The 21,944-nt window shown below is 70.5% G+C and carries 17 protein-coding genes; 9 read left to right on the forward strand and 8 right to left on the reverse strand.

The features are described from left to right. Positions 1–24 precede the first annotated feature (24 nt). Positions 25–1,329, forward strand: a complete 1,305-nt coding sequence (locus AB0C30_RS25750) for an MFS transporter (protein ID WP_357948680.1) — start codon at positions 25–27, stop codon at positions 1,327–1,329. On the opposite strand, the gene AB0C30_RS25755 is transcribed toward AB0C30_RS25750, so the two are convergent. After that, positions 1,326–1,778 (reverse strand): gamma-glutamylcyclotransferase, encoded by a 453-nt coding sequence (locus AB0C30_RS25755; RefSeq protein WP_225293571.1) that lies wholly within the window; start codon positions 1,776–1,778, stop codon positions 1,326–1,328. The two genes, AB0C30_RS25750 and AB0C30_RS25755, sit on opposite strands and share 4 nt — an antisense overlap. 71 nt (positions 1,779–1,849) lie before the next feature. Here AB0C30_RS25755 and AB0C30_RS25760 point away from each other — a divergent pair, with 71 nt between their 5' ends. After that, on the forward strand, positions 1,850–3,244 hold the full coding sequence (locus AB0C30_RS25760; protein ID WP_357948683.1) for an NAD(P)H-quinone dehydrogenase: 1,395 nt from the start codon (positions 1,850–1,852) through the stop codon (positions 3,242–3,244). Between the two features lie 98 nt (positions 3,245–3,342). Here the strand turns inward: AB0C30_RS25760 and AB0C30_RS25765 are convergent, their stop codons facing one another. From AB0C30_RS25765 to AB0C30_RS25775, 3 genes are all read right to left on the reverse strand, one after another. Beyond that, on the reverse strand, positions 3,343–4,731 hold the full coding sequence (locus tag AB0C30_RS25765; protein ID WP_357948685.1) for a hypothetical protein: 1,389 nt from the start codon (positions 4,729–4,731) through the stop codon (positions 3,343–3,345). A gap of 230 nt (positions 4,732–4,961) precedes the next feature. Next, positions 4,962–6,707 carry a biotin carboxylase N-terminal domain-containing protein gene (locus AB0C30_RS25770; RefSeq protein WP_357948687.1) on the reverse strand — a complete coding sequence of 582 codons (1,746 nt, stop codon included), beginning with the start codon at positions 6,705–6,707 and terminating at the stop codon, positions 4,962–4,964. Between the two features lie 73 nt (positions 6,708–6,780). Beyond that, positions 6,781–7,500 (reverse strand): SDR family oxidoreductase, encoded by a 720-nt coding sequence (locus tag AB0C30_RS25775; RefSeq protein ID WP_357948690.1) that lies wholly within the window; start codon positions 7,498–7,500, stop codon positions 6,781–6,783. 122 nt (positions 7,501–7,622) lie between these two features. Here AB0C30_RS25775 and AB0C30_RS25780 point away from each other — a divergent pair, with 122 nt between their 5' ends. The 3 genes from AB0C30_RS25780 (at position 7,623) to AB0C30_RS25790 (ending at position 11,381) form a co-directional block, all read left to right on the forward strand. Further along, complete coding sequence (locus tag AB0C30_RS25780) at positions 7,623–7,895, forward strand: WXG100 family type VII secretion target (protein WP_214633406.1); 273 nt, start codon at positions 7,623–7,625, stop codon at positions 7,893–7,895. Positions 7,896–7,980: 85 nt separating this feature from the next. Continuing rightward, entirely contained in the window at positions 7,981–9,150 is a 1,170-nt protein-coding gene (locus AB0C30_RS25785) for a S8 family serine peptidase (RefSeq protein WP_357948693.1), read from the forward strand. A gap of 104 nt (positions 9,151–9,254) precedes the next feature. Further along, positions 9,255–11,381 (forward strand): serine/threonine protein kinase, encoded by a 2,127-nt coding sequence (locus AB0C30_RS25790; protein ID WP_357948695.1) that lies wholly within the window; start codon positions 9,255–9,257, stop codon positions 11,379–11,381. A gap of 62 nt (positions 11,382–11,443) precedes the next feature. Here AB0C30_RS25790 and AB0C30_RS25795 read toward each other — a convergent pair whose 3' ends face one another. Then, positions 11,444–11,872, reverse strand: coding sequence for a YbaB/EbfC family nucleoid-associated protein (locus tag AB0C30_RS25795; protein WP_357948698.1), 429 nt, complete (start codon positions 11,870–11,872; stop codon positions 11,444–11,446). Positions 11,873–11,997: 125 nt separating this feature from the next. Between AB0C30_RS25795 and AB0C30_RS25800 the strand changes: the two genes are divergently transcribed. Continuing rightward, on the forward strand, positions 11,998–12,324 hold the full coding sequence (locus tag AB0C30_RS25800; RefSeq protein WP_357948701.1) for a hypothetical protein: 327 nt from the start codon (positions 11,998–12,000) through the stop codon (positions 12,322–12,324). Then, on the forward strand, positions 12,321–13,214 hold the full coding sequence (locus AB0C30_RS25805) for a hypothetical protein (RefSeq protein WP_357948704.1): 894 nt from the start codon (positions 12,321–12,323) through the stop codon (positions 13,212–13,214). Before AB0C30_RS25800 ends, AB0C30_RS25805 begins: the two co-directional genes overlap by 4 nt. On the opposite strand, the gene AB0C30_RS25810 is transcribed toward AB0C30_RS25805, so the two are convergent. Together AB0C30_RS25810 and AB0C30_RS25815 are read right to left on the reverse strand one after the other, a co-directional pair. Then, a complete protein-coding gene (locus tag AB0C30_RS25810) occupies positions 13,208–14,371 on the reverse strand; it encodes a WXG100 family type VII secretion target (RefSeq protein WP_357948707.1) in 1,164 nt (387 codons plus the stop codon). The two genes, AB0C30_RS25805 and AB0C30_RS25810, sit on opposite strands and share 7 nt — an antisense overlap. Further along, positions 14,368–14,679 (reverse strand): hypothetical protein, encoded by a 312-nt coding sequence (locus tag AB0C30_RS25815; RefSeq protein WP_357948710.1) that lies wholly within the window; start codon positions 14,677–14,679, stop codon positions 14,368–14,370. The genes AB0C30_RS25810 and AB0C30_RS25815 overlap by 4 nt, the downstream gene beginning before the upstream one ends. A gap of 87 nt (positions 14,680–14,766) precedes the next feature. Here AB0C30_RS25815 and AB0C30_RS25820 point away from each other — a divergent pair, with 87 nt between their 5' ends. Both AB0C30_RS25820 and AB0C30_RS25825 read left to right on the forward strand, forming a co-directional pair. Beyond that, positions 14,767–15,069 (forward strand): hypothetical protein, encoded by a 303-nt coding sequence (locus AB0C30_RS25820; RefSeq protein ID WP_357948713.1) that lies wholly within the window; start codon positions 14,767–14,769, stop codon positions 15,067–15,069. A 26-nt stretch (positions 15,070–15,095) separates the two neighbouring features. Continuing rightward, positions 15,096–19,646, forward strand: a complete 4,551-nt coding sequence (locus tag AB0C30_RS25825; RefSeq protein WP_357948716.1) for a hypothetical protein — start codon at positions 15,096–15,098, stop codon at positions 19,644–19,646. 27 nt (positions 19,647–19,673) lie between these two features. Here the strand turns inward: AB0C30_RS25825 and AB0C30_RS25830 are convergent, their stop codons facing one another. After that, positions 19,674–21,938 carry a WD40 repeat domain-containing protein gene (locus AB0C30_RS25830; protein WP_357948719.1) on the reverse strand — a complete coding sequence of 755 codons (2,265 nt, stop codon included), beginning with the start codon at positions 21,936–21,938 and terminating at the stop codon, positions 19,674–19,676. Between the last annotated feature and the right edge of the window lie 6 nt (positions 21,939–21,944).

Consider the following 21,944-nt stretch of genomic DNA (forward strand, 5'->3'; position numbering starts at 1 on the left):
CAGTTGTCAGCAAAGGAGCCCCCCGTGGCGACCTCCCCCGTGGCGCCATCGCCACTCGGCATCCCCAAAAGCCGTGTCCGACAGCTCATGGCGGCCAGCATCGGCAACGTCGTCGAGTGGTTCGACTGGTACACATACAGCTTCCTGACCGTCTACTTCGCCGAGCAGATCTTCCCCAAGTCCGGCACGAACAGTCTGGTCCCGGTGCTGAGCGCCTTCGCGGTGTTCGCGGTCGGCTTCTTCATGCGCCCGCTGGGCGGCCTGCTGGTGGGCGCGTTCGCCGACCGGTTCGGCCGCAAGTCTGCGATGACCTTCACGATCATCCTGATGGGTGGCGGCTCGCTGCTGCTGGCGATCACGCCGACGTACGAGGCGGCGGGTGTGCTCGCGCCGATCATCCTGACGCTGGCGCGGCTGATCCAGGGCCTCTCGGTCGGCGGTGAGTTCGCCGCGGCGACCACGTTCCTGGTCGAGTCGGCCCCTCCCGGGCGTCGCGGGCTGTTCTCGAGCTTCCAGTACGTCAGCACCACCATCGGCCAGCTCTTCGCCTCCGGCCTGGCCGCCCTGCTGGCCGCCAACCTCGCCGAAGCCGACATGAGCTCGTACGGCTGGCGCATCCCGTTCGTGGTGGGCGCGGTGATCAGCCTCGTGGGCCTGTGGATCCGCAAGGGCGCCGAGGAGACCAGCGCGGTCGTCAGCGAGATCCAGGAGGGCAAGACCGAGCGTCCGGGCCTGTTCGAGTTCCTGGTCCGCTACCCGACCAAGGCCGCCTTGATCGTCGGCATCACCGTGGCGGGCACGGTCGCCTACTACACCTGGACGACCTTCCTGCCGACCTACGCCCAGCAGAACGTGGGCTTCGACAAGGGTCAGTCGCTCACGGTCAGCACGATCGCGCTGGTCTTCTTCATGGTCCTGCAGCCGCTGCTCGGCATGCTGTCGGACCGGGTCGGGCGCCGGCCCATGCTGATCACCTTCGGCCTGGCGTTCACGATCCTGCCGGTGCCGCTGCTCGGCATGCTGACGAACTCCTTCTCCAGCCTGCTGTTCATCCAGTGCCTCGGCATGATCTTCCTCGGCTGCTTCACCTCGGTCTCGGCCGCGGTCAACTCCGAGTTGTTCCCGACCCGGGTGCGGGCGGCGGGGGCGGGCTTCCCGTACTCGCTGACCGTCGCCATCTTCGGCGGCACCGCGCCACTCATCGGCACGGCGCTGAAGGACGCGGGCAACGCGGGACTCTTCCCGTGGTACATGTCGGCGCTCGCCCTGGTCTCCACACTGGTGTACGTCTTCGCGTTGAAGGAGACCAAGGACCAGCCGCTCAGCTAGTCGCCGATCGATTTGCAGGGGCGTCCCCGCAGCTCCTTGACGTAGTCGTCGGGGGCGCCCGCCCGCTCGGCGGCGTCGGCCAGGATGCCCAGGTAGCGGGCGGAGGGCAGGCCGCCCTCATAGCCGTCGAGCACGTAGAACCAGGCCACCTGCTCGCCGTCGAGCGTCTGCACCCGCAGCCGCACCTTGTGGTAGAGGCCGCGGACCGCGCCCTCCCACTGGTCGAGGGAGTTGGCGTCCAACTCGGGCACGTCGTAGAGGACCACGAAGACGTGCTCGTCGGGGTCTTCGACGATGGTGGAGAGCGCGCCCTCCCAGCCGAAGTATTCGCCGCCGAACGTCAGGCGCCAACCCTGCAGCCAGCCCACGCCCCGGATCGGGGAATGAGGGGCACGCATGGCCATCTGCTCGGGGTCCATGTTGCTGCCGTAGGCCGCGTATACAGGCACAGCTGATAAGAGTAGCGCGCGACCGGCCGCCCCGTTCGTCGTCAGCGCGCGCCATGCGGGACAATAGGCACGTGACGAGGATCGTGATCATCGGTGGCGGACCAGGCGGCTACGAGGCGGCTCTGGTGGCGGCGCAGCTAGGCGCGCAGGTCACCATGGTCGAACAGGACGGGCCTGGCGGCGCCTGCGTGCTGACCGACTGCGTGCCGTCCAAGACGCTCATCGCCACCTCCGTGCGTAAACAGGCCCTCCTCGACGCGCCCTCACTGGGCGTCGGATTCACCGGCGGGCTCGATCGCGACGTCGGCGTGGCGAGCGTCGATCTGCCGCTGGTCAACAAGCGGGTCAAGGAGCTGGCGCAGGCCCAGTCGGCCGACATCGAGACCCGGGTCGCCGCAGAGGGCGTCGAGATCATCAAGGCCCGCGGGCGGCTGGTCGACCCGCAGCTGGTCAAGGCGGGCGACCGCGCGATCAAGGCCGATGTGGTCATCGTGGCGACCGGCGCGACGCCGCGCATCCTGCCGGGGGCCGAGCCCGACGGCGAGCGCGTCCTTACCTGGCGTCAGCTCTATGACCTCGACGCGCTGCCCGAGCACCTGATCGTGGTGGGCTCCGGGGTGACGGGCGCCGAGTTCGCGGGGGCCTACCGCTCGCTGGGCGCCGAGGTCACGCTGGTCTCCAGCCGCGACCGGATGATGCCCAACGAGGACGCCGACGGCGCCGAGGTGCTCGAAGAGGTCTACCGGCGCCGTGGCATGAACGTCATGGGCCGCTCCCGCGCCGCCTCCGTCAAGCGGACCGCCGACGGCGTCGTGGTCACGCTCGAAGACGGCCGCACGGCCGAGGGCTCCCACGCGCTGATGACGGTCGGCATGGTGCCCAACACGAGCGGCATCGGTCTGGAGGAGGCCGGGGTCCAGCTCGACAGGAACGGCTTCATCAAGGTCGACAAGGTCTCGCGCACCTCCGCGCCGGGCGTCTACGCGGCGGGTGACTGCACCGGCGTGCTCATGCTCGCCTCGGTCGCCGCCATGCAGGGCCGCATCGGGGTCTGGCACGCGCTGGGCGAGGCCGTCCAGCCGCTCCGGCTGGCCACGGTGGCCTCCAACATCTTCACCGATCCGGAGATCGCCGCGGTCGGCGTGGCACAGCGCTCGATCGAGGCCGGCGAGATCGAGGCCAACGTGGTCAAGCTGCCGCTGGCCACCAACGCTCGCGCCAAGATGCAGGGGTTCAACGACGGCTTCGTCAAGCTGTTCTGCCGTCCGCACACCGGCATCGTGCTGGGCGGGGTCGTGGTGGCGCCGCGCGCGTCGGAGCTGATCCTGGCGCTCTCGGTGGCGGTGCAACAGCGGCTCACGGTGGATCAGCTGGCCCACACTTTCGCGGTATATCCGTCTTTGTCAGGATCCATCACCGAGGCAGCCCGGCGGTTGATGCAGCCTGAGGCGCAGATCGGGATCTGACCCGGCTTCCACGAAACCGGGCGCACCGAGAGGGTCGCCGCCGGTAAGAAACGGGCGCGCCCCCCGAAGGGAACGCGCCCGGTCACTCGCTGGTCGCTTTACCAGTCGCCGCCGCCGAAGTCGCCACCACCGAAGTCGCCGCCGCCGCCGAAGTCGCCCCAGCCGCCGCCACCTCCGCCGCCGAAGTCGCCGCCGCCACCGAAGTCGCCGCCACCGCCACCGCCGTCGGAGAAGCCCTCGGCGTAACCGGCGCCGTAGCCGCCGAAACCGCCGCCGAGCATGCTGCCCATCATCGTGCCGATGAACATGCCGGTCATGATGTCGCCGAAGCCGCCGTAGTAGCCGTAGGCGTAGGGCTGGTAGGCCGGGCCCGCGTCGTAGTAGGGACGCCGCTGGCCGTCGACCATGACCTCCCGCATCTGCGGGTCGAAGCCGCGCTCCACGGCCTCGGCGTCGCTCGCGCAGGCGGGTACGTCGCGCACCGCGCCGCCGGGCGGAGCCCAGCGCACGTCACGTACGGACGGGCCGTGCTGCGGGTTGAAGAAGCAAGGCGCCCGCCGCTCGGGGACCGGCTGGTTGTTGACCTTGGCCTTCACCACGGCCAGCGCGTAGCGGCCGTCCTCCAGCGTCTGGGTCACCTCGCGGACCTGGTCGGCCCGCTGCACCGCCGCGAGCTGCGTCTTGGCCTTCTCGTAGGAGTCGAGCGCCTGCTGCCACTCGGTGATGTGCTGCCCGCTCTGGCCGGAGAGCGCCACGTCGGTGTCCAGCGCGGTGATCTCCTCGCCGAGCTTGGTGACGTCCTCCTCCACGGTCTGCTTGACCGCGGCCAGGTCCTTGGCGTCCTGGATGGCCTGCTTCTTCTTCTTGTTCTTGGAGTAGACGAAGTAGCCGCCGCCGCCGACCACGACGAGCGCGCCCAGGGCGATCAGCGCGCCGCTGCCGCCGCCGCTGCCGCCCACCGGGCCGGAGTCGAGCGCGGCCTTCTTGCCCTCGGAGGCGAGGTTGATGCGCTCGACGAAGTCATTCATGCCGGACACGACGTCGTCGTGGTTTCGCACAGCCAGCTGGGACAGCCGGTTGGTGAGACCGGGCTTGCCGAAGTTGGACTCCGCGAACAGGGAGTTGCCGTCGAGCACCGCCACGGTGACCCGGCCCCCGTTCTTGGCGGCCGCGGTGGCCGTGCCAAGGGTGTCGAGGTACTGCTTGGCGTTGGCCGTCGTCAATGTGCCGTCGGGCAGGGCCGCGACGTAGATGTCACTCTTGGAGCCCTTCAACGTGTCGCGGATCTCGGACTGCTGGTCCGAGGTCAGCGGCGAGCCCGACTGCACGAATAGCGGATCCTTCTTGTCCTTCCAATAGGACACAACGCTCGATGCGTCAGGGGGTGCGGCCGCCGCGTTGGCGGCAGGGGACAGCGCAAGGACGACGAAAAGACCGGCGATCAGAGCCGCGATCGCGGCCCCTGCTCGGCGCAGCGAATGGGTCATTGGCAGCAAGCCTCCTTCGCCCAGGATGACGAACGGGCACTCGACAAAGTTCCTCTACAGCGCACGTTACCCGTACGGAGTCGGTCGAGCGCGGGGCGTGGTCAAGTCTCTTCGAGACTCCGGCACGATCAAGCGAGAGGTCGAGCGACGTCAAGCGAGGTCGAGCGACGTCAGGCGAGGTCAGGCGAGGTCGAGCGACGTCGAGCGACGTCGAGCGACGTAAAACGTCGTCAGGCGTCCTTGATCTCGCAGATCGTGGCGCCCGACGTGACGGTCTGCCCGACCGCTGCGGTCAGGCCCGTGACGGTGCCCGCCTTGTGCGCGGTCAGTGGCTGCTCCATCTTCATGGCCTCCAGCACCACGATCGCGTCGCCCTCGGCCACCGTGTCGCCGTCGGCCGCGACGATCTTGACGATGGTGCCCTGCATCGGGCTGACCAGCGCGTCGCCGCCCGCCGCGGGCTTGTTCGCGCCGCCGCGTCTGGGCTTCCTGGCCGCGGGCGGCGCGGAGCCTCTGGCGGTCGTAGCGAGGCCGGAGGGGAGGACCACTTCGAGGCGCTTGCCGCCGACCTCGACCGTCACCGACTCCCGGGCGGCGGGCTCGTCGGCGGAGCCGTCGCCCGAGTAAGGCGGGATCGTGTTGTCGAACTCGGTCTCGATCCACCGGGTGTGGACGGCGAACGGTTCGGCGGTGAAGGCCGGGTCCGACACGACCGCGCGGTGGAAGGGCAGCACGGTCGGCATGCCGCCGATCTCGAACTCGGCCAGTGCGCGGCGCGAGCGCTCCAGCGCCTCCGTACGGGTACGGCCGGTCACGATCAGCTTGGCCACCAGCGAGTCGAACGTCTGCGGCACGGTCATCCCGGCCTCGAACCCCGAGTCGAGCCGCACTCCGGGACCCGACGGCGGCCGCATGACGGTGAGGGTGCCCGGAGCGGGCAGGAAGTTTCGGCCGGCGTCCTCGGCGTTGACGCGGAACTCGATCGAGTGGCCGCGCGGCCGCGGGTCGGCGTAGCCGAGTGTCCCGCCGTCGGCGATGCGGAACATCTCACGGACCAGGTCGAGGCCCGACACCTCCTCGCTGACCGGATGCTCGACCTGCAGACGGGTGTTGACCTCCAGGAAGGAGATCGTGCCGTCCTGGCCGACGAGGAACTCGCAGGTGCCCGCGCCGACGTAACCGGCCTCGCGCAGGATCGCCTTGGAGCTGGTGTAGAGGATCTCGACCCGCGACTCGGACAGGAACGGCGCGGGCGCCTCCTCCACCAGCTTCTGGTGGCGGCGCTGGAGTGAGCAGTCTCGGGTGCCGACCACGACCACGTTGCCGTCGCGGTCGGCCAGGCACTGGGTCTCGACGTGCCGCGGGCGGTCGAGGTAGCGCTCCACGAAGCACTCGCCGCGGCCGAACGCGGCGGTCGCCTCGCGTACGGCCGAGTCGTAGAGCTCGGCGACCTCCTCCAGTCGGCGGGCGACCTTGATGCCCCGGCCGCCGCCGCCATAGGCGGCCTTGATCGCGATGGGCAGCCCGTGCTCCTCGGCGAAGGCGACCACCTCCGCCGCCCCCGACACCGGGTCCTTGGTGCCGGCGACCAGCGGCGCGCCGACCTTCTGCGCGATGTGCCTGGCCTGGACCTTGTCGCCGAGCGCGGCGATGGCGGCGGGCGGCGGGCCGATCCAGATCAGGCCCGCGTCGATGACGGCCTGGGCGAAGCCGGCGTTCTCGGCCAGGAAACCGTAACCGGGGTGGACGGCGTCGGCGCCGGAGCGCCGGGCGATCTCCAGCAGCTTCCCGATGTCGAGGTAGGTCTCGGCGGGGGATTGGCCGCCCAGCGCGTACGCCTCATCGGCGATCTTCGCGTGCAGGGAGTCGAGGTCCTGGTCGGCGTAGACGGCCACGCTGCCGATCCCGGCGTCCTTGCATGCCCGCGCGATCCGGACGGCGATCTCACCCCGGTTGGCGATCAGAACCTTCTGCACCGACCTACGTCCTTCCGACGCCCTTCGACGACAGACACTGAACGGAGTGTAAGTGCTTGTTGTCGGCCGACCCTCAGCGACCCAAGTACGCCCCGCCGTTCACATGGAGCACCTGCCCCGTCAGGTGCCGCGCACCCGGAGTGGCGAGGAACAGAACAGTGTCGGCCACGTCAGATGGGGTGCCGGGGCGGCCGTTGCGGGTGTTCTCGACGCGAGCCCTGATGCCCTCCTCGGTCAGGCGGCCGCGGAAGAACTCGGTGTCGACAACCAGGCCGGGGGAGACCACGTTGGCGGTCACGCCCCGGGGGCCGAGCTGGGCGGCCAGGTCGGCGGTCCACGCCTCGACGGCCGCCTTGGCCGCGCCGTACGAGCCGGAGCCCGTACCGCGGGCGGCGATCGAGCCGATCGTGATGATCCGCCCGCCCTTGGCGAAGCGCGGCAGCAGCGCGGTCGTGACGAGCACGGCGGACAGCAGGTTGGCGTTGAGGTTGGCCAGCCACCCCTCGGCCACGTCCAGCAGGTCGTCGGACTGCCGCCGGTCGAGGTTGGTGTTGCCGCCCGCGTTGTTGACCAGGACGTCGACCCGCTCGGGCAGACGGCCGGCCGCCTCCTTCACGGCGGCGGGGTTCGCGGCGTCGAAGGGCAGGAAGTCGGCGCCGAGCCGGGACGCGGCCTCCTTCAGCACATGCTCGCGCCGCCCGGTGATCGTGACCCGGTCGCCCGCGGAGACGAACGCCGCCGCGACCGCGTAGCCGATCCCGGTGCCACCGCCGGTGACCACAACCTCGCGCATGGCCGGATGCTCCTTAGATCCGAATATTCCTCTGGAAGACCATAGCCGCTCGGCATAACAGGAGCGAGGTGTGAGTGACGCGTCTATGTTGAGGGCGCTTTCAGTCGATCCAGGAGGTATGCATGAGCCAGAGCCTGCTCGGTGGCGACCCCGCGGAAATGCAGCAGATGGCCACCCAATTCACCCAGCAGTCCGAGGCGGTGCGCACCACGATGACCGCGCTGGACCGCGAGGCCGCCAAGGTCGGCACCGCTTGGACGGGCCCGGGAGCCGAGCGCTTCCAAGGGGCCTGGCAGAACTACCGGACGGCCTTCCAGCGCATGACGGAAGAGCTCCAGGAGGCCTCCCGGGTGATCAACACCTACCGGGGCAACATCGAGTCCGCGACCCGCTGAGTCTCGCGGAGGGGCCCCGGCCTGAGCGCCGGGGCTTCCTTTCGTTCACGACAACGTTCAGGTTGGCAGGCTACGCTCTTCCGCCATGATCGGACGGACTCTCGCGGCGGGCGTGCTCGCCCTGCAGCTCACCTCGGCCCCCGCCCTCGCCGCGGTGCCGGCGGAGAGGTCAGCGCCCGTCGAGTGCAAGCCGCGCAAGGGGACGACGCAGCTGCCCGGCACCGAGCCGTGGGCACAGCGAAGGCTCGACATCAAGAACGTGTGGCGCCTCACCCGGGGCGCGGGCGTGAAGGTCGCCGTCGTCGACAGCGGCGTCGACTACCAGCACCCGCAGATCCAGATCTCCAAGTTCATCGACATCACCCACACCGGCTACCGCGACTGCGTGGGGCACGGCACCGCCGTCGCGGGCATCATCGCCGGCCGCTACCTCGCGGGGGTCCCCTTCCACGGCGTCGCCCCCGAAGCCCAGCTCATCTCGGTGAAGCAGAGCAACAGCGAGGAGGGCGAGGTCGCCGACCTGGTCAAGGGGATCAAGGAGGCGGTGGACCGCAAGGCGGACGTGATCAACGTCTCGGTGCGGGCCGCCGACCATCCCGACCTGAGGGCGGTCATCCAGTACGCGCTGTCCAGGGACATCGTGGTCGTGGCCGCCGCCGGCAACATCACCAAGGAGGACGGGCCGCCCGAGCCCGCCTACCCCGCGGCCTACGACGGCGTGCTCGCCGTCGGCTCCGCCAACAGCAACGGCCAACGGGCCGACTCCTCCAACACCGCCACGCCGGTCGGCGTGCTCGGGCCGGGTGTGGACATCACCGCCCCGTGGACGGGCAAGAGCTACATGCGCGGCCTGGAGGGCACCAGCTTCGCCGCGCCGTATGTGGCCGGGGTCGCCGCGCTCGTCCGCGCCCGCTTCCCCAAGCTCGACCAGGAGCAGGTACGCCAGCGCATCACCGCCACGGCCGACGGCTCGGTGGGCACGGGCACCGGAGCCGGGATGGTCAACCCGCTGCTGGCCGTCACCGCGACGCTGTCCTTCGACCCGGCCGGCGCCCCGGTGGTCGCCGCGCCACCGCCCTCGCCGCTGCCCGCCGACGTGGTGGCCAAGGTCCCGGCGCCCGACGAGCACGCGACGAACATCTCTCTCCTGGTGACGGTCGGCGCGCTGGCCATCGCCGCCGTCGGGGCGGCCTGCGCGCTGCTCGTCCCGCTGGGTCGACGGCGCGGATGGCGTCCCGGTCGTCCGGCGGCTTGATGTCCTGACGGTTAAATGTCAGGTTGCGTCCGAAACTACTGATGCAAAAGTGACAGGTTTGGTTGAATGTACTGTAGATCGCGTTTTGAGGTGAAGGGAAAGAGATGCACCCTCTGCAGCCGGGTGATCCAGAGCGTTTAGGAGCTCACACCCTCTTTGGACGGCTGGACGAGGGCCCGCGCGGAGTCGCGTACCTCGGCAAGGAGTCCGAGGACGGACCCACCCGAGTGATCAAGCTGCTCCCGGCCGTTCCGGACGCGGGGCCGCAGGACGCCGAGCGGTACAAGGGCGTCCAGCGCATTTCGAGTGTGTACGTCGCCAGGACCCTGGACGCCGGCATGCACGGCGAGCAGCCGTACATCGTGCGCGAGCACATCGAGGGCCGCAGCCTGGCCGAAACGGTGGCGGCCGAAGGGCCGCTCGACGGCGACACCCTGGAGCGGGTGGCCGTGGGCGTGCTGACCGCCCTGACCGCCGTCCACCTCGCCGGGGTCACGCACCGCGGGCTCACCCCGCACAACGTACTTCTCGCCGCGGACGGCCCGCGTGTGACGGACATCGACCTCGGCGAGGCCGTCGGCGAGCTGGGTTACCGCTCACCCGAGCAGCTCAGCGGACTGGGTTACGGCCCTTACGCCGACGTGTTCGCCTGGGCCGCGACGATCGTCTTCGCCGCGACCGGGCAGCCGCCCTTCGGGCACGACGCCCAGGCGGTGCTCAACGAGGAGCCCGAGGTCGGCGCGCTCGCCGAGCCGCTGCGCCGGGTGGTCCTCTCCGCGCTGTCCAAGGACGTCACCCAGCGGCCGACCACGTACACGGCGTTGCTGCAGCTCCTTGGGGACAAGAGCGGGGCCGCCGCGCCGCGCGTGGGCGTCGTGGCCACCGTGACGCCGCCGGAGCCGATCCCGGCGCCACAGGACGAGCTCTTCCCGCCGCAGACCATCCAGCTCCCGCCGTTGCAGGTGCCGGTCGAGCACCAGCAGCCGCTCGAAGGGGTGCCGGTCCCGCAGCAGACGTGGGGTCCGCCGCCCGTACCGCAGCAGCAGGGAGCCACGTGGGAAGGGCCGCCCGGCGGGCAGCCGCCCGCGCAGGTGTGGCAGGTACCGGCCCAGGGCGGCGCCGCAGCCCCCCGGCGCAAGTCGTTCCCCATCGGGCTCGCCGCGGCCGTCACGGCCGTCATGCTGCTGTCCGGTGTGGGGCTGTGGGGCGCCGGTCACTACGCCAAGCTGGAGCCCGTCTCCAACTCCGCGTCGGAGGCCACGAAGAGCGGTGGCACCCTCGCGATCGGCGGTGGCGGCGGTGACTCCTCCACGCAGCAACAGCAGCAGCAGCCCGGCCAGCCCGATCCGCAGCAGTCGCAGCCGGACGTGACGGTGCCCTGGGCGTCGGCCAGCCCCGACCCGACGGACGTGGTCCCGCTGGTGTTGCCGACCGACTATCCCTCGCAGGCGCCCACGGCGCCGGAGTTCAGCACGGTCCCGACGCCGCAGCCGATCCTCACGCAGCCGGTGACCCAGCCGACGGTGACGCAGCCCGCCGCCCAGCCGACGGCGACGCAGCCGACCGCGAGCGCCACGACCGAGCGCAAGGGCAGGAAGCGCCACACGCCGACGCCGACCCCGACCGAGTCGAAGCAGGACCCGACGCCGACACCGACGAAGACCAAGGAGCCGGAGCCGACGCCGGAGCCGAGCAAGACCAAGGAGCCGGAGCCGGAGCCGACGAGGACGACTGAGGCGCCGAAGCCGACGCCGACGAAGACCACTCAGAAGCCGACGCCGAAGCCGACCACTCAGTCGCCCAAGCCGACGCCGACGAAGACCACGGCCAAGCCGACACCCACCAAGACCACCGCCAAGCCGACGCCGACGAAGACCACGGCCAAGCCGACGCCGACGCCGCCCAAGACGAACCCCTACACGCCGACGCAGGTGTGCGGATCCGGGTTCAGCGTGCAGCGCAGCGGTTCGTTCGCGGGCGGGGTGACCTACCAGCTCTACAACAGCGGCAGCGGTGAGAACTGCGTGGTCACCATGAAGACCACGAACGTGGGTGTGAAGAGCCAGGTCAGCGCCACCCTCGACGTGCAGGGCGGGGGGAGCAAGACCGACTCCGGCATGTTCGACTACTACGCCGGTCCGGTCAAGCTTCCCGCCAAGGGCAAGTGCGTGAAGTACTCGGGCAGCACCGCCTCGGGCAGCACCAGCGCCCCGTACGGCAACTGCGGCTGAGACAGCGCGAAAAGCGGGGCCGGTGAGGATCACTCCTCACCGGCCCCGCTGCTGTCCGGGGGTCAGTCCTCCCAGGCGCGCTGGGTGCGGCGCATCCCTTCGAGCCGTTCGCCGGTCTCGCGGGCGTAGGCGTCCTGCAGCTCGTCCAGGTCGCGCTTGAAGGTGCCCAGCAAATCCTGCTCGCCGGGCACTGTCCCGAGCCCGAGCAGGTCGCGGGCCTGCCGCTCGTGGTCCTCCTGAGCCGCGCGTACGGCCTCGACCACGTCACGGCCGAGCTCCTCCGGATCCAGCCGCATGGCCCGGTGGGTGATCTGCACGTCGACCAGCCGGCTGTCGGCGTCCACGCGGGCGGATACCGTTCCGCCACGGCTCTCACCCGAGCCGCTCAGCTGACGTAGCTCCCGCGTGGCCTGTTCGAGCTCGCGCATCGTCCGTTCGCTGGCCTGTACGAGCCGGTCGAGCTCCACGAGGCGGGGGTCACTGGAATCCATGCGCCCCACGCCACCGGCAGCAGGTTAACGAACGCCAATCGGGAGCCGTCCAGTCGTCTAACTGATCATGAAGAGTGCCATGAGAGCGGGGAGACGAGACCCGACATCAGGAAGAATTCGTACATATGACGATGAAAGCGGCTGCGCCGGGACAGGAGATCTACGTCACCTCCACGGCCATCGGTCACCTGCGCGATCGGGTGGATGACGAGCTGAAGGTGGCCATGTCCTTCGTCAGGAGCCTGGTCGGTACGGTCGGGGTCGAGTCCCCGGGCTTCGGCGTACTCGGGGAGATAGTGCTGGGCGGCACCTACGACGGCATGTGCCGGTGGGCCGACAGCACGCTGGGCGAGGCGGAGAAGACGATCGACAGCTGGTCGGGGGCGCTCGCGCAGGGCGAGCGCAACTGGCGCGCCGCCGAGAAGGCCAGCGCCGTGAGGTACCGCAAATGAGCGAATACGGGAACCTGCGCAACTTCCCGCACCCCGCCTACAACCCGCCCTCCACCGCGAACTCCGGCTACTCGCCCTACAGGTACACCGGCTACAACCCGCCCAACGCCCCGGGCTACAACCCCTACAAGCCGCCCACCTTCGGCCCGCCTCCGCAGATGCCGGAGCCGATCGGGCCCAAGGTGCTGGAGTCGATCAAGCGGCTGGGCCGGATGTCGGCTTGGCTGGTCCCCGCCGTGATCGTCGCGGGTACGGCCATCGCCAACGAGCCGGGCATGGCACAGGCGGCCGCGAACTGGAAGAACGGCATCTCCAATCGGCTCGACGACGGGGTCAAGCAACTGCTGCCCCAGCTCGTCGCCACGTCGCGGAGCGGCTGGATCGCCCTCGACCAGCAGGAGTTCGAGCGGGTCGTGTGGATCTTCCACCGGGAGATCGGCGCGCTGCGCGGTGTGCTCGGCGACGTCGGCGGCATGGTCGACGAGGTGGCCGCGGGGTACCGGAGCTACTGGGTCAAGCTGGCCACGCTGGGCGTGACGACGGCCACTCTGCTGCTGTTCGCCAAGCAACTGCAGGCCTTCCCCCACACCAAGCTGTACGGCGGGCTGCTGGAGAAGTTCATCGCCTCCGGAACCAACGGCGCGGTGGCCGTGCTGACCTTGACGCTGGTGTCGGGCCTGCGCGGGGCGGGCGACGTCATGTCCACGGTGATCAAGAAGGAGCACCAGTTCGGCTACATCACGCCGGGCAACGGCGCCGAGATCGACTTCAAGCAGGCGACCATCAACGCCGCGAAGTTCCCGTCGTTCCAGGCGCCGGCGAAGCCCGGTCAGCTGCCTCCGGGCTCCGACAAGTTCGACTGGGTGGAGCCCGAGCAGACCACTCAGTAGGGCCGGTACGGGCCGCCCTGCTCCATCGACTCGATGCCCGGGTGGTTCGCGAGCGATCCGTACCGGTCGTAGGTGTACAGGACCCCGGCGATGATGTTGTCCACCGGCTCCAGGATCTGCTTGTATCCCGGCAGGCTGTTGTGGTCGAACGTGGGCGGGATGGTCTGCATCAGTCCCTGCGACGGCACGCCGTTCTTGGCGTTGATGTCCCAGTTGTTGATGGCGCTCGGGTTGCCCCCGGACTCGTGGTAGATGATGGTCCAGATCCGCTCGATGGCTTTGGGGTCGTTCGGGTCGAGGTCCTGGAGCTTGTCCAGCAGCCCCCTTTTCCGCAGCTCGTCGGCCATCTCCGGGGACTTGATGACCCGGAGGGCCTCCTTGATCCAGTCCACGACCTCGGCCTTGGGCGCGGGGGTGTTGCCGGCCGAGGAGACGCCGCCGCTGTAGGCGTAGCCGGCGCCGCCGCTCGCTCCGCCGCCGTCGCTGCCACCGGCGGCGGCCGCCGACTCCAGCGAGGTGCGCTTGTCCTCGAACGGCGTCCTGACCCACTCGACCTTGCGGTCGCCCGGCTCGAAGTCGGCCCCGTCCGGCTGGGGGACCTTGGTGAAGAAGCCGAACTCGCCGTCCGCGCCGAGCTGCTTGGCCAGCGCCTTCTTGGCGTCCTCCAGGTCGCCTTCGGCCTTCTCCACCAGCGCCTCGGCCTTCGTGACGTTGCCGCTGACGATCGTCGTCTTGGCCAGAGCGTCCTCGGCGTCCTGGGCGGTGGCCTTCGGGTTCAGCTTCGCGTACTGGGTCTTGTACTCCGCCGCGCGTTGGACCGCGTCCTGGCAGAGGGCGTTCACCTTACCGTGGGCGTCCTCCAGCGAGGTGGCCGCCTTGTCGAGAGCGTCGGCGCAGGCCGACAGCGCGTCATTGAGACCGGTGCTCGCCCGCGGGTAGGCGGCCATGTGCTTGGTGAAGGCGTCGGCCGAGCCGCCCTGCCAGGCCTTGTCCACCTCGCCGACGGACTTGGTCAGGGAGTTGGTCGACCTGGCGACGTGACCGGCGGCCGTCCGCCACGCGTTCGCGGTGCTCCTGATCGCCTGCGGATTGCCGGTCACCTTGGCGAGGAGCGCGGCCAGCCGGTCACCACCGGGCAGGTCGCCGACGCCGCTCATCCGCCGGAGGCCTTCGATGCCTTGCGCAGATTGGTCTCCACCTGGTCGATGGCCTTCTCGACGTTGTTCAGGCGGCTCTTGCCCGCCTGCAGTTCGTCCTTGAGCGCCCGCCAGACCTTGTCGACGTCCGTGGCCAGGCCACCGGAGTCCTTGAGGTCGCCGAAGGTCTTCGACGAGGTCCCCCCGGTCGGCGCGGCGGACTTGGTGCCCTCGAACGCGTCGTCCAGGTCGAACATGTTCGCCACTTTGCGGGCCCGTCTCCCACATTCTTCGAGCGCCTGGTAGTGCACATCGACCCAGCCGCTCATCGGACCCCCAGACGTATTGCTGCGAAGTGCACGAAACATGAGCATAGTGGACAGTTATCGGGGATGTCCCTGAGGAAGGAGAAACTATTGGGGCAGCATGACGGCTACTCCGCGCACTGGGCAAAAATCCGGCACGGGGCCGAAATGGCGCGGGAGGAGGCCGATCACGTGCGTGAGGTGCGTGAGGAGCTGCGCCAGGTGTTCGTCGCCGAGGGCCGGCCCATGGGTGACGACCAGTACGGCGCGGAGTTCGAGAAGACCTTTCCCAACCGGACAAAGGCTATCTTCAAGGGCTTCGACGACTACATCGACGAACTGGAAGGTGTACGGGACGGGATGCACGTCAACGCCAACACGTACGAGGCTGCTGAGATCGACACTCAGGGCTGACGTTCGTGCTGCTCGATGGGATACCCGTGCCCGCTTGGGCCCGTCCGTGGGCGGGCTGGGCGCTGGGGACGGACTGGCCCAAAGGTGATGAGGGTGGTCTGTTCCGGCTTGCCGACGCGCTGGTGAAGGCGGCCCGGAGGGTGGCCGCCGGGGCTGATGGGGACGGCATCCGGCTGCACGCCGACGGGTGGGACGGGCCCGCGCTGCGGGCGTTCACCCGCAAGGTGTCCAAGGAGGTGGGCGGTCGCCAGGCGGCTCTGGTGCAGTCCCTGGTGGACCTCGCGTTCGCGTGCAACGAGCTGGGCGTGCAGCTCCAGTTCACCAAGCGGATGATGCGGCTGGCCGTACTGCTGCTGGTGGTGCAGCTGGCGTGGCTGACGTGGGCGCTGGTGTCGCCCGCGGGCGGCCTGGCGGTGCGGCTGATCGGCGTACGCGCGCAGGCGGCGCGGTGGACGGTACGCCAGTTCGCCCGCCGGTTGATGATCAACATCGCGCTGTTCGGCGGGTTGCTCGGCGGGATGGACCTCCTGGTCCAGCTGACGCAGTCGCGCCGCGAGGGGGTGGACTGGCGGCAGGTGGGCTCGTCGGCGGCCACCGGAGCGCTGACCGGTGGGTTGCTGACCGGGCTGGCGTGGGCGTTCCCGACGCGCTCGCTGTGGATGCTGATGGGCCAGTCAGGGGTGGCGAACGCGGGCGCCGTGCTGGGCACGGAGCTGTGGAGCGGTGACGGGTCGGTCGATTGGACGCTGGTGCTGAAGGGCCTGTCGTCGGGCGTGGCGGGCGGCGCCGACGCGCATTGGGCGAGCTGGAGCCCGGGCGGCGGCCACCCCGGGCCCAGGGGGCTGGACGAGCACGCGCGCTTCGACGATCCAGGCGACCACGGCCCACGGAACGGCACGGGGCCGGACGACGCGGACGCGAACGGGCGGACGAGGCTGGCTGACGCCGGCGATACCCGTGCCCTGGCCGACGGTGAGCAAGCCCGGCCGCACCCGTACGAGGAGCGGAACATCTTCCGCCGCAGCATCGACCACCTGATCAACTGGGCGCGCCCGGCCGAGACCGGACCCGTCCGGCTCAGGGACCACGCGACGTTCGCCGAGAGCGCCCGTCGCGGGGTGGTCGCGCGCGAACCGCTGGCCGGCGCCGGCGGCGAGACGGTGAAGGTGGAGAAGGTCAGGCTGGCCGACGGCAGTCACGCCGTCGACAAGGAGTTCTCCGGGACGGATCGGCGGGACCGCGACCATCTCAGCTCGCGGCTCGGCCGCGCGGTCGGCGCTGACGTCGCCGCGACCCACATCATCGGCGAGCGGCGGCTGCTGATCGACTGGGTCGACGGCAAGCAGGTGCCGGTCCAGCGCGGTCCCGACGGCAAGTGGCATCTGTCGCGGCTGCACAACACCCGCGAGGGGATCCTCCTCGGCCTGCTCGACGCGCTGACCGGCAACCACGATCGTTTCTCCCCGAAGCGCGTCCAGCAGGACTTCCTGGAGGGCACCGACGGCAGGGTCAAGGGTTACGACGGGGACAAGACCTTCTCCGGGCGGTTACCCGACACGAACAACCCCTTCAGCCGCCACTTCTTCCGCGACAAGGGCGAGATGGCCGACTGGGCGCCCAACCCGCTCAGCAAGGCCGACATCGAGGCGCTCCGGCCACGCGTGGAGGCGCTGCGGCAGGAGTTCCGGGCGCTCGGGCACACGGACTGGTACAGCAGCGTCGAGTTCGCCTTCGAGAAGATCGCGAGGAACGCCAGCGGCACGGTCTCGGTGCTGGACGCGCCCCCCGGCTCCGTGATCGTGGAGCCACGGGCGGCGGCCCCGGCGTTCGGTGAGCGGCCTCGGACGTTCGAGGGAGCCGTCCCGCCGCGGGCCGTGGAGCCCTCGCCGCAGAACGCTTCCGGCGAGATGAAGGCGCACCCGGCACGCAGCCAGGAGCTCAACCCGGACTATCGGACGCCGCTCCTGCCCGTCCACGGCGACAGCGTCAACAGCGGTGTGATGGCCAACGTCATCGACCCGAGGCAGGCGGCCAGGGCGAGCGAGTGGGCCCACCTCAGGAGCAGAGCGACTGTCCACCGGATCGAGAACCGCGTGGGGTACCCGGATCTCGACGCCAGTGCCCGCGTGGAAGCGCGCCGCTTCGCGATCCGGGGTGACGGTGGCGAGGTCCGGCGGGTCACCGAGTTCACGATCAAGATTCGGTACGTCGCCAAGGAAGGCATGACGGCCGAGCAGGTGATGCGGCTCAAGTCCAACGCCCTCGACGGCATGGACCTGTACTACAACCACCAGCACCGGCTTTCCGACGGCAGCCAGTTGCACGTCCGGCTCGAATTCGAGGAGGTGCGCCACGCACGGCCCACCGACACCAACGTGGTGGGCTTCCGCGCCGGCGGCCATCCCGACATCGTTAACTGGTGCGCCAACACCGACCCGCACCTCCACGCCCACGAGATCGGACACCATCTCGGGCTTCCGGACGAGTATCGCGAATACCAGACTCACGGCCGCAGGACGCTCACCGACCGGGGCCTCGAACCAGGCGCCAACCTGATGGGTGACGCGTCCCGCGTGCGCACGGCCGGAAACATCCTGTTAGATCACGCGGGCCACGAGGTCCCGCCACGGGCGACGCTGCTTGACCATCACCTGGCGCACTTCTCCGACCTGCTGCCCCGCTCCGACCGCTTCGCCGAGGGCGACGCGGGGTTCCGGCAGCCGGTCGACGAGTGGACCCGGCCGGTCCACACCCCCGAGACGCTGCGTCTTCCCCGCTACCTGCGCGAACTGCTCGTCCAGTTCCCCCATAGAGGCGGTGACCTGCTCGACCACGTGCAGGTGCTGGATCGCGCCCACTCCCTGTTCGGCGATCGGGTCACCCAGCGCCACGTCGACTACACCGCCAAACTCTTCGACGCCGCCCACTCGCTCTACGGTGCCGTCGTGGACACCCCGACCGTACGAGACCTGCGCCGCCTGCACGGCCTGGTCAAGTTCCTCGGCAGGGGGCCGGACTCGGGGTTGCCCGACGCGGCGTGGCTCAAGGCGGAGACCGAGGCGGTCCTGGGCCGCGGCCATTCCGACCCGAGGAGCGTCGAGGGCCTGTCGAGGCTCGCTGAATGGTTCGCCTACACCGGCGGACAGCCGCATCCCGGCGAGGCAGGAGCGCCGGCCCTGCGCAGGGCGGCCGGAGAGTTCCTCGGCGAGCCCCCGAGCGAGGCCGCCGTCCGCCGCGCCTCGGCCGTGTTCAGCTACGCGGCGGAGCACTCGCCCGTACTGGCCGAGGGAGCCGTGGACTTCGGCCGCGTCACCACCGAACTGCGGGCCAAGCAGGCGGGGGAATGGCGCGGCCGGGCGTTCGATGGTGCGGACTTCGCCCAGCTCGTGGAACGGCTGTACGACGACCCGGGATCCGGGCAGCCCGCGGGGCCGCCCAAGGCTCTTGGGGAGCGCCCGCACACGGGCTCGCACAACACGGGGCCGGCATGGGACGCGCGAAGGGTGGGCGAGGCGGTCACCGACTGGGGGGCCGAGCCGCACGGGGGGAAGCCGCACACCTTCAGCCCGGCCGATCTGGTGGCCGCGCGCAAGCGGGCCCAGCCGGTGAACATGGGGGCACGTGACCCGGGGGTCGCGGCCATCGAGCGTCGCGACATGACCGTCAAGGCACGTGACGGAGTGATGCGGCCCGTCACGGAGTACACCGTCAGGTTCGCCTACCGTTCCGATACGTCGCCGCTGGGCCACCTTGGCACGCGCGTGCGGGCAGGTCTCGACCGGTTCGTCAACGGCAGGTACGTGCTGCCGGACGGCTCGGCGCTGCTCGTCCGGGCGGAGTTCGTGCCGGCGGAACATCGCGGTGTGACGATCGGACACCGCGACGAGGCACCTGGCAGCAGGCCGTTCGACTTCCCCTACGAGGCGTCACACGTCGAGCTGGCGCTCAAGGTCCTCGATCAGCTGGGCGTGGACGACACGCTCGGCCCACCGCGGACGGCCGAGGCCGCCTCGACCGAAGCGGCTTCCAAGCCGGACGCCGTAGCCGCCCGCAAGCAGGCGGCATGGGACGCGCGAAGGGTGGGCGAGGCGGTCACCGACTGGGGGGCCACGCCGCACGGGGAGAAACCGCACACCTTCCGTCCGGCCGAGCTGGTGGCCGCGCGCAGGGAGGTTCAGCCGGTGAACATGGGGGCACGCGACCCGGGGGTCGCGTCCATCGAGCGTCGCGACCTGACCCTCAAACCAAAAGACGGAGTGGTGCGACGCGTTACCGAGTACACCGTCAAGTTCGCCTACCGTTCCGATATGTCGCGGGCGGACATGGGCTACTTCGGCAGGCGCGTGCGGGCGGCTCTCAGCCGGTTCGTCGACGGCAGGTACGTGCTGCCGGACGGCTCGGCGCTGCTCGTCCGGGCGGAGTTCGTGCCTTCAGGACACCGCGGTGTGACGATCGGACACCTCGACGAGGCACCTGGCAGTAGGCCGTTCGACTTCCACTATGAGGCGTCATACGTCGAGCTGGCGCTCAAGGTCCTCGATCAGCTGGGCGTGGACGACGTTCTCGGCCCGCCGTAGACGTGGGGCGGTTCGGCCCGTTATGGGTCACTGCGATTCTGGGGGCGTTAGGCGGCTTAGCCCGTTATGGGTGACCGCGTACAGATCGCTGGACAGGGCGAGCGGGACGTCCCCCAGCCGGGTCTCGCCGACCCGCTCGCCGTCCGGCAGGCGCCACAGCCGTACGGTGCCGTCGTCGCAGCCCACGGCCAGCACATCGGGCTCGTGGAAGCGCAGGCACCGGACCGTGCCCGGGTTGCCGCTGAGCACAACGACGTCCTCGCCCGTCTCGGCGTCGCGCACCGGCACCTGCCCGTCATAGCTGCCGGCGGCGAGTACGGCCCGGCCGCCGACCGTGCCGAACGCCAGCGCGTACACCGGCAGCGGATGCCCATGCACCACCGACAGCGGCCGGCCCGTCGCCGCGTCCCAGGTTCTGACCGCCCGGTCGTACCCGCTGGACGCGATCACGACCCGGCCGCCGACCCGGCCCGTGGCCAGGCACGTGACGCCCGCCGTATGGCCGGCCAGGCGGCGCAGCGGCCGGCCCGAGACCGCGTCCCAGGTCCTGACCGTGCCGTCCATGCCACCCGACACCAGCAGATCGCCGTCTAGGGCGAGGGCAAGCACCTGACCGGTGTGCGGGGTGGGCACCGCGACCACGCCGTCCACCGGATGATGCACGCGGACGGTGCCACTGTCGGTGCCGCAGACCAGGTTGCCGCCGTCGAAGGCCAGGCTTGTGACACCGCCGTCCCCGGAGGCTGTGGGCGTTTCGGGCAGGAAACTGCCATCGGCCGGCCGCCAGAACCACGGCGTGCCGCCAGGAGACCCGGCGGCCACGAGCGCCCCGTCGCTGGCGACCGCGGTCGCGACGGCGCCGGTGAGCTCCCGCGACAGGGTGCCATCGACCGCCCAGACACGCACCCCATCACCCGCGGTAACCAGCCACTCCGACACGGCACCGGTCGCGGTGGCGGCCCGCCCTTCGGGTGTGGAGGCGGATGGGGTGGTGGGCCGCCCTTCCGGAGTGATGGCCGGTCCTCCCGATGCGACGTCGGCTCCGGTGGTGGCCCGCCCTTCGGGGGTGGTGGTGATGGCGGTGGCCCATTGGCCTGAGTGCCAGGTGGCCAGGAGTGTTCCGGTGTGCGGGTCGTGGACGGTGACCCGGCCGTCCAGCGCGCAGGACGCCAGCGCCGGGCGCGCCGCCACGCTGAGGAAGGCCAGCCCGGTCACGCTCGCCTCGTGCCCCTCCAGTACGCGCAGCTCCTGCCCGGTGCTCGCGTCCCAGAGCCGGATCAACCGGTCGGAGCCCGCCGACGCGACGAGTCCGTCAGCTGCGGCGACCGCGTTCACCCAGCCCGGGTGGCCGGGCAGCGAGTGCAGGGTGCGGCCGTCCGAGAGGTCGGTGAGCCGCACAGCCCCGTCGTCGGAGCCGGTGACCAGCAGCGTGCCATCGACGCACACCGCGTTGATCGAGCCCTCGTGCCGGTCCGCCAGCGCGCCCAGCGCCCCTGCGGCGTCCCAGACGCGCAGCACGCCGTCGGCGCCGCCGGTGTAGATCAGCCCACCGGACGCGGCCAGCGCCAGGACCGGGCCGTCGTGGCCGGCCGTGGCGTGGAGCTGCTGCCCGGTGCCGGTGTCCCAGACCCTGATGACCAGGTCGTCGCCGCCGGTCGCGACGATCTCCCGGCCACCGGCCGTGCCGAGCGCGACCGCCCGGGTGGGCGCGTCGGTGACGGTGGCGGTGCCCAGGTCCTCGCCGTACGGCAGGCCGTACAGGCTGAAAGTGCGCCCGGGACGGGACAGCGCGTACGCCGGCCGCCCGCCGACGGTCCCGAAGGCGGCGGCGGCCGGTGCGCCGGGATCCGGCGGCGGCAGCGCGCGGTCCGGAGCGGAGCGGTGGGCCAGCCTCGGCAATTCGTTCGCCGTCTCCCGGACGGCACCGTCGCCGACCTGGTACACCAGCGCGTCGAGTATCCGCAGGACCGGCTCCAGCCCCAGCTCGCCACCATCACGCCACCCGAACAGCAACGACCCGCCCAGCGCCCCGTCCGGTCCGTCCTCACCGTCCACGGTCAGTTCGCGCAGCGTGGAGCCCGGTAGCGGTGTGGGCGCCGCCACGTGCGGAAAGCCCCCCGAGCGCAGGCCGTCCACGAGCCACGGCCACACGGCCTGGTCCAGTTCGGCGGTCCAGGCCCGGACCCCGCCCGCTCGCGCGTGCTCCAGCCGGGCCCGCCCGTCAGCCCAGACCGTCAGCTCCACGGTGCCCGGGAAGGACGTGCCGGTCAGCCGGTAGCGCACATGTGACACGGGTGA

This window comes from Nonomuraea sp. NPDC048901 (genome assembly GCF_040649695.1).
Lineage (GTDB): Bacteria > Actinomycetota > Actinomycetes > Streptosporangiales > Streptosporangiaceae > Nonomuraea.

Coding starts and splice junctions, on each gene's coding strand:
- AB0C30_RS25765 (WP_357948685.1), bottom strand. CDS start 4,731: ATGACCCATTCGCTGCGCCGAGCAGGGGCCGCGATCGCGGCTCTGATC.
- AB0C30_RS25775 (WP_357948690.1), bottom strand. CDS start 7,500: ATGCGCGAGGTTGTGGTCACCGGCGGTGGCACCGGGATCGGCTACGCG.
- AB0C30_RS25780 (WP_214633406.1), top strand. CDS start 7,623: ATGAGCCAGAGCCTGCTCGGTGGCGACCCCGCGGAAATGCAGCAGATG.
- AB0C30_RS25785 (WP_357948693.1), top strand. CDS start 7,981: ATGATCGGACGGACTCTCGCGGCGGGCGTGCTCGCCCTGCAGCTCACC.
- AB0C30_RS25790 (WP_357948695.1), top strand. CDS start 9,255: ATGCACCCTCTGCAGCCGGGTGATCCAGAGCGTTTAGGAGCTCACACC.
- AB0C30_RS25795 (WP_357948698.1), bottom strand. CDS start 11,872: ATGGATTCCAGTGACCCCCGCCTCGTGGAGCTCGACCGGCTCGTACAG.
- AB0C30_RS25800 (WP_357948701.1), top strand. CDS start 11,998: ATGACGATGAAAGCGGCTGCGCCGGGACAGGAGATCTACGTCACCTCC.
- AB0C30_RS25805 (WP_357948704.1), top strand. CDS start 12,321: ATGAGCGAATACGGGAACCTGCGCAACTTCCCGCACCCCGCCTACAAC.
- AB0C30_RS25810 (WP_357948707.1), bottom strand. CDS start 14,371: ATGAGCGGCGTCGGCGACCTGCCCGGTGGTGACCGGCTGGCCGCGCTC.
- AB0C30_RS25815 (WP_357948710.1), bottom strand. CDS start 14,679: ATGAGCGGCTGGGTCGATGTGCACTACCAGGCGCTCGAAGAATGTGGG.